The following is a 15,874-nucleotide window of genomic DNA, read 5'->3' as shown; positions in this document are numbered from 1 at the left end:
GCCATGATGCCCTGGCTCGCCCGCAGCATTTACCGCGCCCAGGAGGCCGCGCTCAAGCGGCCCACCTTCGCCTACTGGCAGGCGCTCGAGCGCAGCCAGTGGCTGGATCGGGCGGCGGTCGAAGCCTTGCAGGCGCGCAAGCTCAACGCCCTGCTGGGCGTGGCGCTGGCGCACAGCCCGTGGCACGCGGCGCGGATCCGGGCCGCAGGGCTGCACGAGGCGGTGCGGGCGGGTGAACTGCCCCTCGCCGACCTCGCCCGCCTGCCCACCATGACCAAGCGCGACGCGCGCGACAACGTCGACCAGCTCGTCTGGCGCGGCGTGCCGGGCGGGGCCTTCCGCTACAACACCGGCGGCTCCAGCGGCGAGCCGCTGATCTTTCACTTCGGCCGCGCCCGCCAGGCTTCGGACGCCGCCGGCCGCATGCGCGCGCGCAACTGGTGGGGCGTCGCCCCCGGCGAGCGCGAGGCCTATCTGTGGGGCGCGCCGGTCGAGCTCAACAAGACCGACCGCATCAAGACCTTGCGCGACCGCCTGGTCAATCAGCTCGTGCTCAACGCCTTCGCCATGTCGGCGCCGCACATGGACGACTACCTCGCCGCGCTGCAGGCGTGGCAGCCCAAGTGCCTGTACGGCTACGCCTCCAGCGTCGCGCTGCTTGCCGCCCATGCCGAGGCGCGCGGCATCAAGCCCCGGCTGACGGCGCTGCGCGTGGTGTGCACTACCGGCGAGCCGCTTTACCCGCACCAGCGCGAGCTCATCGGCCGCGTCTTCGGCGTGCCGGTGGCCAACGAATTCGGCAGCCGCGACATCGGCTTCACCGCCCACGAGGCCCCGGGCGGGCAGATGCTGCTGCTGAGCGAGAGCCACATCGTCGAGGTGCTCGATGAGGCCGGGCAGCCGGTCGCGCCGGGCGAGGCGGGCGAAGCCGTCATCACCGGGCTCAGCTCCGCCGCGCAGCCCTTCATCCGCTACCGCACCGGCGACGTGCTGCGCCTGGCACCCGACGCCGCCACGGGCGGGCAGGGGCTGCACGTGATTGCCGAGGTCAGCGGCCGCCAGACCGACTTCGTTCTCGCCGCCGACGGCCGCGTCATGCATGCGCTCGCCGTCATCTACGTGCTGCGCGCCACGCCCGGCGTCGCCCAGTTCAAGTGCGTCCAGCACGCGGTCGATCGCATGGAAGTGCAGATCGTCACCGATGCGCAGTGGAATGCCGCAGCGGGCGCGGCCGTGGTTGCCGGCCTGCGCGCACGCCTGGGCGAGGGCGTTGCGATCGAGCTGAAGCTGCTGGACACCATTCCGCCCGAGGCCTCGGGCAAACACCGCTATGTCGTGAGCCATGTCCCGCTGCCCGCGGGGCTGATGGTCACCGCCTGAACCGAAACGATCCGACGCATGAACCCAAGCACCCTCATCGAACTCCCCCTGCGCTACAAGCCCTGGCGCGCCCGCCACCTCAAGCTCGTCATCCGTGACATGGGGGGCGCCGCGCGCCAGCCCGAGGGCGAGCATCTTGCCCACCTGCGTGGCGCCATCGACTGGCTCTGCCGCGCCCAGGACGTGCGCGACGGCCACACCGACGCCGGTGGCGTGGCCGCAGGCTGGAGCTTCGAGGACGGCTGGCTGCCCGGCTATCCCGAGACTACCGGCTACATCATCGAGACCTTTCTGGCCGCCGCGCCGGTGCTCGGCTGCCTCGAACTGCTCGACCGCGCGCAACGCATGATCGACTGGGAGCTCTCGCTGCAGGCCGACGATGGCGCCTTCCCCGGCCACTTCGGCGAGCCCGGCAGCCACCCGGTGATCTTCAACCAAGGCCAGATCATGCACGGCCTGGTCGCCGGCTACACCCAGCTCGGCCGCCAGGACTGCCTCGAAGCCGGCCTGCGCGCCGGGCACTGGCTGGTCGCCCAGCAGGACGCCGACGGCTGCTACCGCAAGTTCGAGCACAACGGCGTGCCCCACGTCTATAACACCCGCGCCATCTGGGCGCTGGCGGCCATGGGCGTGGTCGGCAATGAGGCCGGCTTCATCGCCGCCGCCCGCCGCAACCTCGACTGGGCGCTCACCCAGCAGCGCGCGAGCGGCTGGTTTGCCACCAACGCCTTCGTGCCGACGCGCCACCCCTTCACCCACACCATCGCCTATGCCATCCGCGGCTTCATCGAGGTCGGCGTGCTGCTGAGCGAGCCGCGCTACCTGCAGGCGGCCGAGGCGGCCGCGCGCGGCATCATGGCGGTGCAGCGCGAGGACGGCTGGCTGGCCGGCACCTATGCCGACGGCTGGGTGGCCCACGGCAGCTATGCCTGCGTCACCGGCGTGGCACAGATGGCCCTGTGCTGGCTGCGGCTGGCGCAGCTCACCGGCGACGAGCGCTTCCGATCTGCAGCGCAGCGCGCCATCGACTACGTCAAGCGCACCCAGCGCCTGGACGACGAGGATGAGGTCGTACGCGGCGCCATCCCCGGTTCGGCCCCCATCTGGGGCGCGTACTCGCGCTTCGAATTCCCCAACTGGGCGGCCAAGTTCTTCGCCGATGCGCTGATCATGGACCTCGGCGACAGCGTGGTGCCGCCCGTTCCCGCCGCGGCCCGGGGGCGCGCCCGATGAGCGCGCTGCGCATCATGATCCTGTGCGGGCGCAGCGCCCGCCACCTGCACGTCGCCAACGTGCTGTGCCAGGCTGCTGATCCGGTCGCCATCGTGCAGGAGACCGGCGGCGAGTGGAGCCTGACGAAGACCCTCAAGAAGCTGCGCCCCGACAACCTCTTGCGCAAGGTGTGGCGCTGGCTGCGCGACCGCCGGCGCTACGCCGGCAATCCGGAAGCGAAGTTCTTCTTCCCCGACGGCAGCCCGAAACTCGACCGCCCCGAGCTGGTGCGCGAAGTCCCGCACATCAACCACCCGGAGGTCGTGCGCCTGGCAAAGGAGCTGCAGCCCGACCTCATCTGCGTGTTCGGCACCTCGCTGATCCGCGGCGAGCTGCTGAACCAGGGCCGGCTCGGCATCATCAATCTGCACGGTGGCCTGTCACCGGAATACCGCGGCGCCGACTGCACCTTCTGGGCGCTCTACAACGGCGAGCCGGACAAGGTCGGCTGCACGCTGCACTACATCGACGCCGGCATCGACACCGGCCGGCTCATCGCCCACGTGTCGCCCGCCGTGCGCGAGGGCGACAGCGAGCTCGTACTGTTCTGGCGCGCGGTGCAGGACAGCGCCCAGGTCTACGCCGAGGCCATCCGGCGCCTTGCCCACGGCCATGCGCTGGGTGTCGTCCAGCCGGGCAAGGGCCGGCTGTACCAGGTCAAGGACCGCGGCCTGCGCCATGAGCAGGCGCTTGCCGACAAGCTGCCCGGCACGCTTGCCGGGCTCGACCTGCCACCGCGGGTGCGCTGGTTCGTCGCCGAGGAAAGGCAGGAGCGCGCGGCATGAGGGACCTGTTCGTCGCCGCCGTCGTCTTCGGTTCGCTGCCCTTCATCCTCTGGAGACCGTGGCTTGGCATCCTGATGTGGTCGTGGCTGGGCTACATGAACCCGCACCGCCTCGCCTGGGGTTTCGTCACCTCGATGCCGGTGGCCTTGATCGTGGCGCTGACGACTTTCGCGGCAATTCTGTTCTCCAAGGAAGAGAAGCGCCTGCCCTGGACGCGGGAATCGGTCTTGTTGCTGATTTTCACCGGCTGGATGTTCGTGTCGACCTTGCTGGCGCAGTATCCGGGCATGGCCTGGCCGCAGTGGGACAAGGTCTGGCGCATCATCCTGATGACCTACGTCACCTTGATGCTGATCACCGACCGGCAGCGCCTGCACTGGCTGGTGGTGGTGATTGCGTTGTCCATCGGTTTCTTCGGCTTCAAGGGCGGCGTCTTCATCCTCACCGGCGGCAGTGGCAACAACGTCATGGGCCCGTCGGGCTCCTTCATCGCAGACCGCAACTCGGTCGGCCTGGCGCTCATCATGATCGTCCCGTTGCTCTGGTACGTGAGGCTCCAGACCGAGAACTACTGGCTTCGAATGGGCTTGCTCGCCGGTGGCGCGCTCACCCTGATCGCGATCATCGGCACCAACTCGCGCGGGGCATTGCTCGGCCTGGCGGCGATGGGCTTCTTCTTCCTGATGAAGGCGCGCAACCGCCTCGGCATCATCATGGCGCTGATTCCCGTCATTCTGGTCGTGCTCTACGTCATGCCACCCGAGTGGTTCGAGCGCATGCACACCATACAGACCTATGAGGAAGATGCCTCGGCGATGGGGCGCCTGTACGCGTGGGGCAACGCCATCACCCTGGCGAACATGTTCTTCTTTGGCGGCGGGTTCCGTGCGGTCACCGGGTTTGGTGGCACCGATTCGCATAGCAACTGGTTTGGCGTGCTCGGCGAACTTGGCTGGGTCGGGCTGGCGATGTTCGTGCTGCTGCACGTCTTCACCTGGCTGTCGGCCGCGCAGATCATGCGTTGGGCCAAGCCGCACGAATCCCTGGCCTGGGCGCGCGACCTGGCAGCGATGGTGCAGGTCAGCCTCATCGGCTACATGTCGGCGGGCTCCTTCCTGGGTCTGCAGTACTTCGACCTCTTCTACCACCTGATCGCGATCATCGTGATCACCAAGATGCTGGTGCAGAAGGAACTGGATGCGCTGCGCGGCGCCAAGCCCGCGAACGTGACGAAGGATTCCATGTCACCGCAGCGCGGTAACGGGCGGATGATGCCCGGCTAGATCCGGGGCGCCGCCTTCAGGCGGCGCCAGCCGGCGCATTCGCCCGCAGCCACAGCTCCAGTTCCACCAGCACCCAGATCATCACCCCGTAGTAGCTCGCATGCGCCGTGGCATGTTCGCGACGCAGGTAGGCGAGGTACTCCGGCTTCACGATGCCGCGCCGGCCCAGGCTGGCCAGCGCGTCCTCGGCCAGTGCCTTCAGCGGCGCATGCTCGTTGAGCCACAGCCCGAAGGGCAGCCCGAAGCCGTGCTTGCTCTTGGTGATGGTCTCGTCCGGCAGGAAACCACGCAGCGCATCCTTGAACAGCACGCGCAGGCGGCCCTTGTGCACCTTCTGCTCCGGCTTCAACAGCCCTGAGAAGGCCACGAGGTCGTCGTCGAGGAAGGGGAAGCGCACCGCGACCCCGGCGGCCTCGCACATCCGCGTGACCTTGCGCAGGTCGTTGTCCGCAAGCGTGATCTTGTGGTCGAGGTGCATCATGCGCTCGATCGGCTCCGACGACGCGCAGCGGAAGTAGGCCTCGCGCGCCAGTTCCAGCGGGCGCTCGGTATCGACCGCGGCGAGGAACTCGGGCTCGAAGATGTCCGCGAGCGGGCTGCGGTGCAGGAAGTTGTAGGTCTCCATCCGATCGGGCAGCGGCACCCGCGCCTGCTGGATGTAGCTGCGCGCCTTGCGCACCGGCATGATCGAGGCGCCGAGCGGGAAGTTCATCACCACCGGCTCCATCAGCTTGCGGAAGATGCCCGGCACGCGGTGGTAATGCTCGAACACGCCCTGTTTGGCGTAGCGTTCGTTGCCACCGAAGAACTCGTCGCCGCCGTCGCCGGCCAGCACCACCTCGATGCCGTGCTCGCGCGCCATGCGGGCGCAGAAGTAGGTGGGGGCAGCCGAGGCGTTGCCGAAGGGTTCGTCATAGGCCGCGGCGATCAGCGGCATCGCCTCGACCACGTCGTCCGCCGTCACGTAGTACTCGTGCGGGTTGGTGCCGAAGTGGCGCGACGTAATGCGCGCGTATTCCAGCTCGTCGAAGCCCTGCGCATCGAAGCCGATCGAGAAGGTCGCGGCGGGCTGGCCGCTCACCTTGCCCAGCATGCCGCTGACGGTGGAACTGTCCGTGCCGCCCGACAGGAAGGCGCCGGTGGGGCGTATGTCGTCGGTCTGGCGCGCGACGGCCTGCTCGGTCAGATCCAGAAAGCGCTGGCGCAGGGCCGCGTCGTCGCCGTCCCCGCGGGTGTCGTAGGCCAGTTGCCAGTAAAAGCGTCGCGAAAGGCCCTGTCCATTGAAGGTGGCGGATTCGGCGGGCAGCAGCTTGGCGATGCCGGCAAAGGCGGTGTCGGGGCTGGGCACCATGTGGCAGTACAGGTATTCGTACAGCGCCTGCTGGTTGACCGGCGCCGATACCAGCGGGTGCCGTGCGACCGCGCGCGCGCTGGTGGAAAAGACCAGGGTCGCGCCCACCTGGGCAAAGCACAGGCGCTCGGTGCCGGTGCGATCCACCGCGAGCATTACGCGGCGCTGGCGGGTGTCGATCAGCACCAGCGCAAAATTGCCCTGCATGGCCTCCAGCGCCGCTTCACCACGCTCGCGCCAGGCCGCCAGCACGGCGGCAGCCGCGCCCTCGGCCTGAGCGCGAGCAGCGAGCGCTGCATCGGGCCAGCGGGGGCGTCCGAGCACCGCCGCCAGGCAGCCCGCGCTCAGGTCGGTGGCCGTCGAGCAGGCCGGGTGGCTGGTCGCCAGCATGCCGGCATCGGTCGCCTGCACCTGCATGTCGGCGGGCGACAGGCCCTCCGCCGCGAGCATGGCCTGCAGGGCATCGTGCGATGCAACACGTCCGTCGAAGTTAACCCAACCGCAAAGTACTCGTCGTGATGTCATCGCTCTAGAATGCCGGTAGTCATCGAATCGGCCGTCATGTTAGCCCATGTCTCCCACGCCTAGTGTCCAGCCCGTCACGCGCTCCGCCAGAACGCTCGCCCGTCGCAGCGCCGGACCGAGCGCACCGTGAGCGCATTCGCCTTGATCCTGCTGGCCTGGCTGGCTTTCACGATTGCGTTGCTGGCACGGCACGCGAGTGCCTTGCGAGCGTTGTGGCGAGAGCCCGTTCTGACGCGCCCCGTCGTCATCATCGAGAGCGACGACTGGGGGCCTGGGCCGGAGTCTGATGGCGCCATGTTGCAGCGCATCGCAGAAAAGCTGATGGAGTTTCGTGACCGCGACGGGCATCCCGCGGTGATGACGCTCGGTGTGGTGCTGGGGCGACCCGATGGCGCGGCGATCCTCGCGACCGAATGCCGCAGCTATCGACGCAGCACGCTGGACGAAGCGCGCTATATGCCGATCGTCCAGGCCATGCGCGACGGCTGCGCCACCGGCGTCTTTGCCCTGCAGCGCCACGGTCTGGAGCATTGCTGGCCTGATTCCTTGCTAAGCCGTGCGCGCGAGGACGTCGATCTGCGCCGCTGGTTGGCGGACCCGGACGCACGCAGCGAGGCCTTGCCCTCGGCATTGCAAAGCCGCTGGGTCGATACGGCGACGCTGCCCAGCCGCCCATTGGCAGCGCGTGACGTGGAGGCGGTCGTGAAGGAAGAGGGCGATGCGTTCCTGCGAATTTTTGGCCAACGCCCGAGTGTCGCGGTGCCCAACACCTTCGTCTGGGATGACGCGATCGAGCAAGTCTGGGCTGCCGACGGTGTGCAGTGTGTTGTCACCTGCGGTCGACGGTTCGATGGGCGTGACGCAGCCGGTGGGCTTATGCCGGGCAGCCGACGAATCCTCAATGGCGAGGATGGGAAAGGGGGTGTCCGGTACGTGGTGCGAGACGTGTATTTCGAGCCCATCCGTGGCCACCGCGCGGAACATGTGTGGCGGGGGGTGGCCGAGCGCACTGCGCTTGGCAGGCCGGTGCTGATAGAGACCCATCGAGAGAGCTTCATTGCCTCGGCTGACTCCGCCCAGCAGGCGTTGGCCGAGCTTGTCCGCACGTTTCAGGGGATTGTGCGGCAGTATCCGGACGTATGTTTCCTGAACACTGCAGCGCTCGTCGACACCTTTCGCGGCGCCGGCTCGTCGCTCATATGCGCTCGCTTTCTTCCGCGACTTACCTGCTTTCTGAGCCGCCTGCTCGTGACGCCGGAGTTGTCTCGCGTGCTGAAGCTCAGCGGTCTGCGCGTCCTGATACGGCTAATTATCCGCCTCCTGACGTCAGTCAAGCTTGCTTGGCGCGACCTTGTTTTGTAGTCACATGGCGACTACACTGAAGGCCTTAACCATTCACGGAGAGTCGCCATGAGCACCGCCGATACCTATGTCCGCGCTCGCATCGACACCGACACCAAGGAGCGCGCTGCCCGTGCGCTCGAGGCAATGGGGCTGTCTATTTCCGACGCTATTCGTCTGCTGATGTTGCGCATCGCCGACGAACGCAGGCTTCCCTTCGAAGTGAAGGCGCCCAATCTCGCCACGAAGAAGGCGATTGCCGAACTTGAGGCGGGCAAAGGCAAGAAGTTTGCCAGCGTTGACGACCTGATGACGGATCTGCATGCGGACGATTGACCGATCCTCCGCGTTCAAGCGCGACTACAAGCGAGAGGCCAAGGGCCAGCATCGCGCTACGCTCGATGAGGTTCTCAAACCGGTGCTGGTCGCGCTCGCGACCGACCAGCCCCTTGATGTGCGCTACCGAGATCACGACCTTTCTGGCGACTGGGCCGGCTACCGGGAATGCCACATCAAGCCCGACCTGCTGCTTATTTATCGCAAGTCGGACTCCGGCTTTCTGCGGCTGGCGCGATTGGGCTCCCACAGCGAGCTTTTCGGCTGACGAACTTTTCTGCGGTTCCGGCTGAAGCTAGCTCACCATTTCACTGCACTAACTGTGTTTGTCTGCAACAAGATCATGTCCAAACGCTACCTGGTCCTCACCGAACTCTTCCTGCCGACCAAGGGCGGGACGGCCGTCTGGTTCGACGAGGTCTACCGCCGCCTGGGCGGCAAGGAGATCCACATCGTCACCGCTGATGTGCCGGGGGCGGCCGAGTACGACCGCGATCACCCCAACGCCATCCATCGCCTGTCGCTCAAGCGCGTGCCCTGGCTCAAGCCGGAGTCGCTGCTGATGTATGCGAAGTTCTTCTTCACTTCGCTATGGCTGGCGCTGACGAACCGCTTCGACGCCATCCATGCCGGCCGCGCGTTGCCCGAAGGGCTGGTGGCCTGGCTGGTCGCCCGGCTCACCTTCCGGCCGGTGGTGATCTACGCGCATGGCGAGGAGCTCACCGGCTGGGGCAGGGGAAACAAGTACAAGGCGATGTGCTTTGCGCTGCGCCATGCGGACAAGGTAATTGCGAACAGCGACTTCACACGTGACACGCTGCTAGGCATGGGTGTCGCGCCGGAGCGCATCGAGATCATCCATCCCGGCGTGGACACCGAGCGTTTCCGGCCGGGACTGCCGTTTCAGGACCTTCGCGACAGCCTTGGGCTGGCGACAGGCGCCAAACTGATCCTGTCCGTCGGGCGGCTCAGCCGGCGCAAGGGCTTCGATACCGTGATCCGCTGCCTGCCCTCGTTGCTCGAGTCGGGCCTGGACGTGCATTACGCCATCATCGGCATTGGCGAGGATGAGGCCTATCTTGGAGAGCTCGCGGAGAGCACTGGTGTGGCAGGGCGGGTGCACCGTCTGGGCCATGTGGCTATGCAGGACCTGCCGCGCTGGTACAACGCTTGCGACGTCTTCGTGCTGGCGAATCGTGAGATCGACGGTGATACCGAGGGTTTCGGCATCGTCTTTCTTGAAGCCGCTGCTTGCGGTAAGACGGCAATCGCTGGGCGAGCCGGGGGGACCGGTTCGGCCGTGCTGGATGGGGTGACCGGCTTGCAGGTGGACGGCGAGTCGGTCGAAGGCTTACGCTGCGCCTTGCTTGCTGTCCTCGATGATCCCGTGCATGACCAGCGCTATGCTTCTGCGGCGCTGGATCGTGTCACCCAGTCGCTCAGTTGGGGTGCGGTTGCCCTGAGAACGCAAGGCTTGCAGATTCGTTGATGCCCTTTTTAGTGACGTCTCCCATGAAACGACTCCTACTGGCCGTGTCGCTTCTCTTACCGCTTAAGGCGGCTGCGGTGTTGCCGTACGGCATGACCGATGCTGAGCTCGCAGCGCTGCCCCCTCTCTGCATGGCAAAGATGAAAGGCAACAATCCCTCGAACTATGTCGCGCAGTTCGGCGCTCACAACTGGGGGCAGATGCACCACTATTGCGAGGGCTTAAAGTTTGTCAATCGGGCCCGCACCTACCCCAAGGACCGTCGCTTCTACCTGAATAACGCCAAGGGCGAGTATAGGTATGTCATCAGCCACACTACGCCAGACCTCTGGTTTCGTCCTCAGGTCTATGTGGAACTGGCACGCGTTCATATGCAACTCGGGGAGACTGCTGAGGCGCAGTCGCAACTGCACGCGGCGATCGCATTCAATCGCGGCTTCGAAGCGGCCTATGTCAGCCTGATCGAGCTTCAGGTCGGCATGGGTACACGCAGTGCGGCGCTTGAAACAGCCACCGAGGGGCTGAAGTACCTGCCGGAATCCAAACGGCTGCAAAAGGCCTATCTCGACAACGGCGGCAAGAAGCCCTTCCCGGAACCGGTCGTAAAGGCCGAATCTCCTGCCACTGCAACTCCAAGTTCCTCGGGATCCGCAGCGCAGGCGAACGCGCCACAAACCGAAGCAGTTGCAGCAGAGCCTGTGTCGGCCGAGTCGCAGCAGACGAACGCCGATCCCACCGTCGAGCGAGGCTGCCGCTTCTGTCCGCCCGACGAGATCCAGCAGCGGTGGCGCGAGTCGTTTCAGACCGGGCAGTGATCCGTGACGGGCAGGGCGCCGTCGCTACGCATCCAGGCCAGTAGTTCGGGGTAGAGGCGCGCCACCACGTCCGCATGCTGGGCAGCGAGGTTGATGGTGCAACCCGGGTCGTTGATCACGTCGTAAAGCGAGAGTCGCACGCCGTTTTCGAGCGGCTGATAAACCAGCTTCCAGCGGCCATCGCGCATCATGCGGTCCTTGGCGCGTAGCGTGGGCTCCCGGTAGACGTCCTTGACCGACAAAGTGCCGGTGCTGTCATCGGGCACGTCCAGCAACTGCAGCAGGTCGGGGTAGCTCAGGTGCCCCTCGGGCAGGCCAGGCACATTCGCCACCCAGATGCCGGTCTCGTTGAAGGCGTTCAACTGCAGGTCGTGCCGCGGGTCATCGATGGCAGGCCGTAGCGAGCGGCCATCGCATTTCACCGAGGGGGCATCGAGCAGGTCGAGCAGTGTCGGCATCAGGTCCACCGTGCGCACGACCTGATCGACGCGTTGCCCGGCCGGCACATGGGGGCCCGCCATGATCAGGGGCACGCGTGCGCTGAAGTCGCCCAGCGCCGAATTGCCCTGGCCCCAGGTGCCATGCTCGAAAAACTCCATGCCATGGTCGCTGTACAGCACCACCAACGTGTCCTGCAGCAGTCCGCTGGCGTCCAGATGCCGGATCATCCTGCCGACCTCGTCGTCGAACTGGGCCACGCAACCGTCGTACAGCGCCAGGATCTGGTCGAGATCGAACTCCTCGCGCGGCTCCCCCTGGCGACGGATGATCTCGAAGGGTTCGGTCAGCCGCGCCATCGCGAATTTGGATTCGCCCTTGTAACCGGGCTCGGCATAGCGCACGTAGTAGGGGTACTCGGAGGCGAAGGGCGGGTGGGTGGTGGAGTAGAACAGATTCAGGAAGAAGGGCTCGCCCCTCGCCGCCAGGCGGGACACCATGTGCCGTCCGCGCTGGCCGAGCTGGCTCGTGAGCGGCACACCTCCCAGATAGTACAGCTCGGGCAGCAACAGGCGGCCAATGCGGTTGTGCAGGAACAGCGAAAGAAACAGCCGGATGTCCTTGGGCCCCTGGCGGATCAGGTACTTCAGGTTCCATTGGTCTTCGGGCAAGTCGAGTATGTCGAAGCCGAAGTCGAACTTGCCCAGGTCGGCCCCGCACCAGTCCGACACCGCCGCATTGCGATAACCCAACTGGCGCAGCACCTTGGGCAGGGTGGGGCACGCAAGCGCCTTGTCGGCGTCGGCAACAAAGTTGTCGCGCACGCCGTGATGGTGGGGCCAGGTGCCGGTCAGCATCGAGATCAGGCTCGGTGCGGTGCGCGCGCAAGGCACATAGCAACTCGTGAATCGGGTGCCGAGGGCGGCAAACTGATCGATGTTCGGAGTCAGTGACATGCCGTTGCGGATCGCGCCGATGCGGTCCGCTCGCAATGTGTCGCTGCCGATCATCAGCAGGTTGGGACGTCCCGGACGCGCCCGTGGGTGTGCGCTCGCCACCGGCTCGCGGATCGCGAATACCACCAGGCTCAGGTAGCCGAGGCTGGCCAGCACCAGGGCGAGCGCTTCGGCAAGAGCGCCTTCGCGCGCGCGCAGCGCCGCCAGCATCAGCACCATCAGCGACGCCCCCGCAACCAGCGCGCCGGCGATCAGGTTCAGGCCGCGGGGCGACAAGGCGCGCCACAGCCGGTGCACGCGGGCGGTGCGGTACGACCAAGAGGCGATGATGAGGCCCGGGTTCAGCGCCAGCGCGCGGCAGGCGGTATAGACGGTTGCCAGCGCAAGGCTCAGGGCCGCGCCCAGGGCCGTCCCCCAGGCGGGCGAGTCGAGGCCGAGCGTGTCGCTAGCGGCAAGCCAGAGCATGCCGCCGGGAAAGCCCAGAAAAGTGGCGATCACGAACGCGAACAAGGCGAGGCGGCCGAGCGCATAGATCACATAGCCGCTGTAGCGCTGCACGATCTCGTCCTGCAGCTTCGGGCCGGTGCGCGAGAAGTCCCGCACCGACTTGGCCAGCAGCGCCACCGTGAGCGGAAGTGCAACCAGGGCGGCGGCCAGCAGGGCCTCGCCCAGCCACTGCCGCCCGATCACGCCGGCGACGACGAGCGCGGCCAGGCCAAACACAAGCACGCCCCAACTCGCCCAGTCCTGCGCCAGCAAGGGCAGGGCCGCACGCTGACGCTTGCGCCGCGCCTGGTCGCGAATGCCGGAGACCTCGCCGAGCGCCGATGCGAGCCGCACGAGATAAAAGCGGCGCGCCTGCATGCTCATCGAGCAAACCAGTTGCACGCCGTAGGTGGCGACCTTGCGCCACATGTAGCGCGGCACGGCATCGTGTTCCGAGCGCACCCGGGTGACCGAGCGCGAGCGCTGGAAGCCCTTGCGCGCGATGTAGCTCAGGGTCAGGCGCTCGTTGTCCACATAGTGGTACTGCACCATCTCGGGCGCGTACTGCAGGCGGGCGCCGGTACGCAGCGCACGCAGGATCCAGTCGGCGTCTTCCGAACCACCCAGATCGTGGCCGGTCGGCCCGAGTTCGGTGGCGAAGGGGCCGGTGGCTGCAATCGCCTCCAGGCGTACGGCAAGGTTGCCGCCACCCGGAATCGGCCCATCGGGGTCGATCTCGAACGGCGCGTCGCCCTGGTCGTAGCGGGGGACGGGAAGGGGGTAGATTCGGTACGGGCCGTCCTCGTGCACCCAGTGCGGCTCACTGCCATCCCAGTCGGGCAGGATGCGGCCGCAGATCAGTCCGGCCTCGGGCCAGCGCTCGGCGGCGCGCGCGACTTCCAGAAGGTAGTCCTCGTGCACCCGATGGTCGTCATCGACGAAGGCTACCAGCGCATCCTCGAGCATGGGCAAGGCCCGGTTGAGTGCATGCGACTTGCCCGGTGTCGGTTCGGTAATCCATTGCAGGGGCAGCGGGTGGCCGTGGCGGGCGTAATCGTCCAGAAACGCGTGGGTGCCATCCGTGCAGGCGTTGGCCACGACGAACAGGCGGACTCGCCAGTCGGTGGGCAGGCGGGCCGCATTGAGCGAGTGGATCACGCGGCTCAACAACTCCACGCGATTGTGGGTGCAGATCAGGACGGTCAGCGTGCGCGGATGCGTGGCGGCGGTCTTCATGGCATCAGGGTCATGCGCGTGGCGATGTGCGGGCCTTGAACAGGCCCTCGAACGTGCCGATGAAGTGGAACACGATGATCTCACGGTTGAAGGCTTCGTCCGCCGATGCACTGAACCGGGCCCCGATCATCCGCCCCACCGCCCGCAGGAACTGCGGGAAAAGATACAGCGGAATGTTGAAGATCCTGCGGCTTCCGGGCAGGCCTTTGCTCAGGGCCAGATTGCGGCTCGTCTGCCTGCGCCAGCGCCGGATATAGGCCTTGGTCATGCGGAAGGCCTCAACCTTGTGGCGGACGCGCGACCTGCCCAGGAAAACGGCCTTCATCCCCGCAGCGAGGATGCGCTCGAACATCTCGCCGTCCTCGCCACTAGCCAACACCTTGCCCTTGCGGCCGCGCTCGGTGTCGAACAGTCCCACCTTGTCGAACACCGCCCGGCGAAACGCCATGTTCGCGCCGAAAGGGGCGAGCGAGGGCGAGTCGATCGGGTAGTCGTCCTCGCGGTCGGTGCGCACGGCCAGAAAACCGTAGAAGCGCTCGGTTAGCCAGGCCGGGGGCGGGGCCTCCCAGATCGGCGCGATGTAGCCGCCGCAGGCGTCGGCGCCGTAGCGCTCGAGGCCGGCGATGGTCTGCTCCAGCCAGTCGGGGGCAGGCAGCACGTCGTCGTCGGTGAAGAGGATGGTGTCGCCCCGTGCACACACTATCCCGTGATTGCGCGCGTGGGACAGGCCCTGCGCCCCTTCGAACTCGTAGCGCAAAGCCGGCCAGTCACCCTGGCACTGCTCCACCACCTGTCGCGTGTGGTCGCTTGAATTGTTGTCCACCACGATGAATTCAACCGACCGGCCCGGCGCGATCTCCAGTGCCTTCAGTGCAGCAAGGGTTTCACGCAGGGATTCGGCGCGCTGATAGGTGCACACGATGATCGAACTGGTGGGGGACTCGGACTGCAAAACTCTGCTCCTGTAGGGCCAACGTACCCAATGTGTTGGAGGTTGATTTCAATGGGCCGCATCCACCACGTTGAGGATGCCGAAACGACTTCATTGCGAGATACGACGCATTCACCCTCATATCAAGCGTGGAGACCTCTTGTGTCCGAGGGGGGGTTAGGCCAAAGCGCCGCTCAATCTCGAGACGTTCTCAAAAAAACGAACCTTGATCGCAAAGTGCGTTGCCATCACTAGGTCATCTGTGTAGTTGAACGAATAAGTATCAGGCAACGGCGTAGCCTTGCCCTCACGCAGGATCAGGAAGTTATACGCAGCTTGTTCAAAGGTTGCATACTTGTCCATCAGGTCACGGTGCTCCCCGATCCACTTGTCTACAAGCGCAAGATCAAGCGCCTTTTTGTCGAAGCAGAGAAGGCCAGCATTAGCAGCCGTGGGTCTTGGAGTCTTAAGATCGAATCGGACAATATTATTCCTGCTATCACGGACCGGGAGATATTGTTCGACGCTATATAAACTCGTCCCGTCGGAAGGCGATGTCGCCCACTGAAGAATTTCGGTCGGCTCCTTGAAAAAAAGCACGTCAGCATCAAGGACCAATGTCTTCTTCGCCTCCGAAAGAAGGTTGAAGTCGAACAATCGCAACGAGAAGATGCGCATGTTGTACTTCGCGCCACGATGATCGGTTGTGTCACGCGATGTAAATCGATACTCTAGGCAGTTTGGGTAAGCAGCAAGTTTCTGCCTCAATATGGCGTCAGCTTCATTCTTGCGGACCACTCTCACGCCGATCAGATGCGTAGTCAGTGTCGTGATATCGATCTCCGACAGGGTGCCGTCGTCGTGCAAGACCACAGTAAAAGCGCGTCCTGTGGCGTTCAGAAAGCTCTTTACTGCCCAGAGCGCCATGCCTACGTGGTTACGTCCAAGCAGCATGTGAAGTTCGAAATCAGGATGATCTGCGCCGGTAAGAAATGGACGTGTAGCCAACACCTTAACATCGCTCTCACGACGGAGCTTGTCCTGTTGGCGTTGCGCCAACCATTTAGTCAGGCGCCAGGGAAGCCGTCTTTCCCGCAGTAGGTCAATCCCTGAATTGAAAATACCCGAAACGTCTTGAAGTAATCTGCTAACCATTAGTTGACCCGCCGGTATCGTTATCTTGCTCAAGTAATCTGCCGCATAAGCTGAAGCCCTTCACGCCGCTATAGCCGGAGTCCGTTCAGGAGTTC

At 65.5% G+C, this 15,874-nt stretch carries 13 protein-coding genes; 9 read left to right on the top strand and 4 right to left on the bottom strand.

The window, feature by feature from the left end:
- Positions 1 to 3: 3 nt before the first annotated feature.
- The 4 genes from ACMV5O_RS00755 to ACMV5O_RS00740 are packed head-to-tail and all read left to right on the top strand — an operon-like array spanning position 4 to position 4,720.
- On the top strand, positions 4 to 1,380 hold the full coding sequence (locus tag ACMV5O_RS00755) for a phenylacetate--CoA ligase family protein (protein ID WP_416161668.1): 1,377 nt from the start codon (positions 4 to 6) through the stop codon (positions 1,378 to 1,380).
- A gap of 18 nt (positions 1,381 to 1,398) precedes the next feature.
- Entirely contained in the window at positions 1,399 to 2,613 is a 1,215-nt protein-coding gene (locus ACMV5O_RS00750; RefSeq protein ID WP_416161667.1) for a hypothetical protein, read from the top strand.
- Positions 2,610 to 3,437 (top strand): formyl transferase, encoded by an 828-nt coding sequence (locus ACMV5O_RS00745; protein WP_416161666.1) that lies wholly within the window; start codon positions 2,610 to 2,612, stop codon positions 3,435 to 3,437. Before ACMV5O_RS00750 ends, ACMV5O_RS00745 begins: the two co-directional genes overlap by 4 nt.
- Positions 3,434 to 4,720, top strand: a complete 1,287-nt coding sequence (locus tag ACMV5O_RS00740) for a putative O-glycosylation ligase, exosortase A system-associated (protein ID WP_416161665.1) — start codon at positions 3,434 to 3,436, stop codon at positions 4,718 to 4,720. Before ACMV5O_RS00745 ends, ACMV5O_RS00740 begins: the two co-directional genes overlap by 4 nt.
- A gap of 16 nt (positions 4,721 to 4,736) precedes the next feature.
- Here the strand turns inward: ACMV5O_RS00740 and ACMV5O_RS00735 are convergent, their stop codons facing one another.
- Entirely contained in the window at positions 4,737 to 6,521 is a 1,785-nt protein-coding gene (locus ACMV5O_RS00735; RefSeq protein ID WP_416161664.1) for an asparagine synthetase B family protein, read from the bottom strand.
- Between the two features lie 201 nt (positions 6,522 to 6,722).
- On the opposite strand from ACMV5O_RS00735, the gene ACMV5O_RS00730 reads away from it, so the two are divergent.
- The 5 genes from ACMV5O_RS00730 (at position 6,723) to ACMV5O_RS00710 (ending at position 10,577) form a co-directional block, all read left to right on the top strand.
- Positions 6,723 to 7,958: a hypothetical protein gene (locus ACMV5O_RS00730; protein WP_324543480.1), complete on the top strand. Its 1,236-nt coding sequence runs from the start codon at positions 6,723 to 6,725 to the stop codon at positions 7,956 to 7,958.
- 48 nt (positions 7,959 to 8,006) lie between these two features.
- On the top strand, positions 8,007 to 8,273 hold the full coding sequence (locus ACMV5O_RS00725; protein WP_324543478.1) for a type II toxin-antitoxin system RelB/DinJ family antitoxin: 267 nt from the start codon (positions 8,007 to 8,009) through the stop codon (positions 8,271 to 8,273).
- Positions 8,260 to 8,541, top strand: coding sequence for a type II toxin-antitoxin system YafQ family toxin (locus ACMV5O_RS00720; protein ID WP_324543476.1), 282 nt, complete (start codon positions 8,260 to 8,262; stop codon positions 8,539 to 8,541). Before ACMV5O_RS00725 ends, ACMV5O_RS00720 begins: the two co-directional genes overlap by 14 nt.
- Positions 8,542 to 8,616: 75 nt before the next feature.
- Positions 8,617 to 9,762, top strand: coding sequence for a glycosyltransferase family 4 protein (locus ACMV5O_RS00715; protein ID WP_324543474.1), 1,146 nt, complete (start codon positions 8,617 to 8,619; stop codon positions 9,760 to 9,762).
- Between the two features lie 23 nt (positions 9,763 to 9,785).
- On the top strand, positions 9,786 to 10,577 hold the full coding sequence (locus tag ACMV5O_RS00710) for a hypothetical protein (RefSeq protein ID WP_324543472.1): 792 nt from the start codon (positions 9,786 to 9,788) through the stop codon (positions 10,575 to 10,577).
- On the opposite strand, the gene ACMV5O_RS00705 is transcribed toward ACMV5O_RS00710, so the two are convergent.
- The 3 genes from ACMV5O_RS00705 to ACMV5O_RS00695 all read right to left on the bottom strand — a co-directional run bounded on the left by ACMV5O_RS00705 (position 10,562) and on the right by ACMV5O_RS00695 (position 15,812).
- Positions 10,562 to 13,693: a sulfatase-like hydrolase/transferase gene (locus ACMV5O_RS00705; protein WP_416161663.1), complete on the bottom strand. Its 3,132-nt coding sequence runs from the start codon at positions 13,691 to 13,693 to the stop codon at positions 10,562 to 10,564. The two genes, ACMV5O_RS00710 and ACMV5O_RS00705, sit on opposite strands and share 16 nt — an antisense overlap.
- Positions 13,694 to 13,703: 10 nt before the next feature.
- The gene (locus ACMV5O_RS00700; RefSeq protein WP_416161662.1) at positions 13,704 to 14,645 is read right to left on the bottom strand and encodes a glycosyltransferase; all 942 of its coding nucleotides are present in this window, start codon (positions 14,643 to 14,645) and stop codon (positions 13,704 to 13,706) included.
- A 156-nt stretch (positions 14,646 to 14,801) separates the two neighbouring features.
- Complete coding sequence (locus tag ACMV5O_RS00695; RefSeq protein ID WP_416161661.1) at positions 14,802 to 15,812, bottom strand: hypothetical protein; 1,011 nt, start codon at positions 15,810 to 15,812, stop codon at positions 14,802 to 14,804.
- Positions 15,813 to 15,874: the final 62 nt, after the last annotated feature.

This window comes from Thauera sp. WH-1 (assembly GCF_047806685.1).
GTDB lineage: Bacteria > Pseudomonadota > Gammaproteobacteria > Burkholderiales > Rhodocyclaceae > Thauera.
This window is presented reverse-complemented; position numbering and strand designations above follow the sequence as displayed.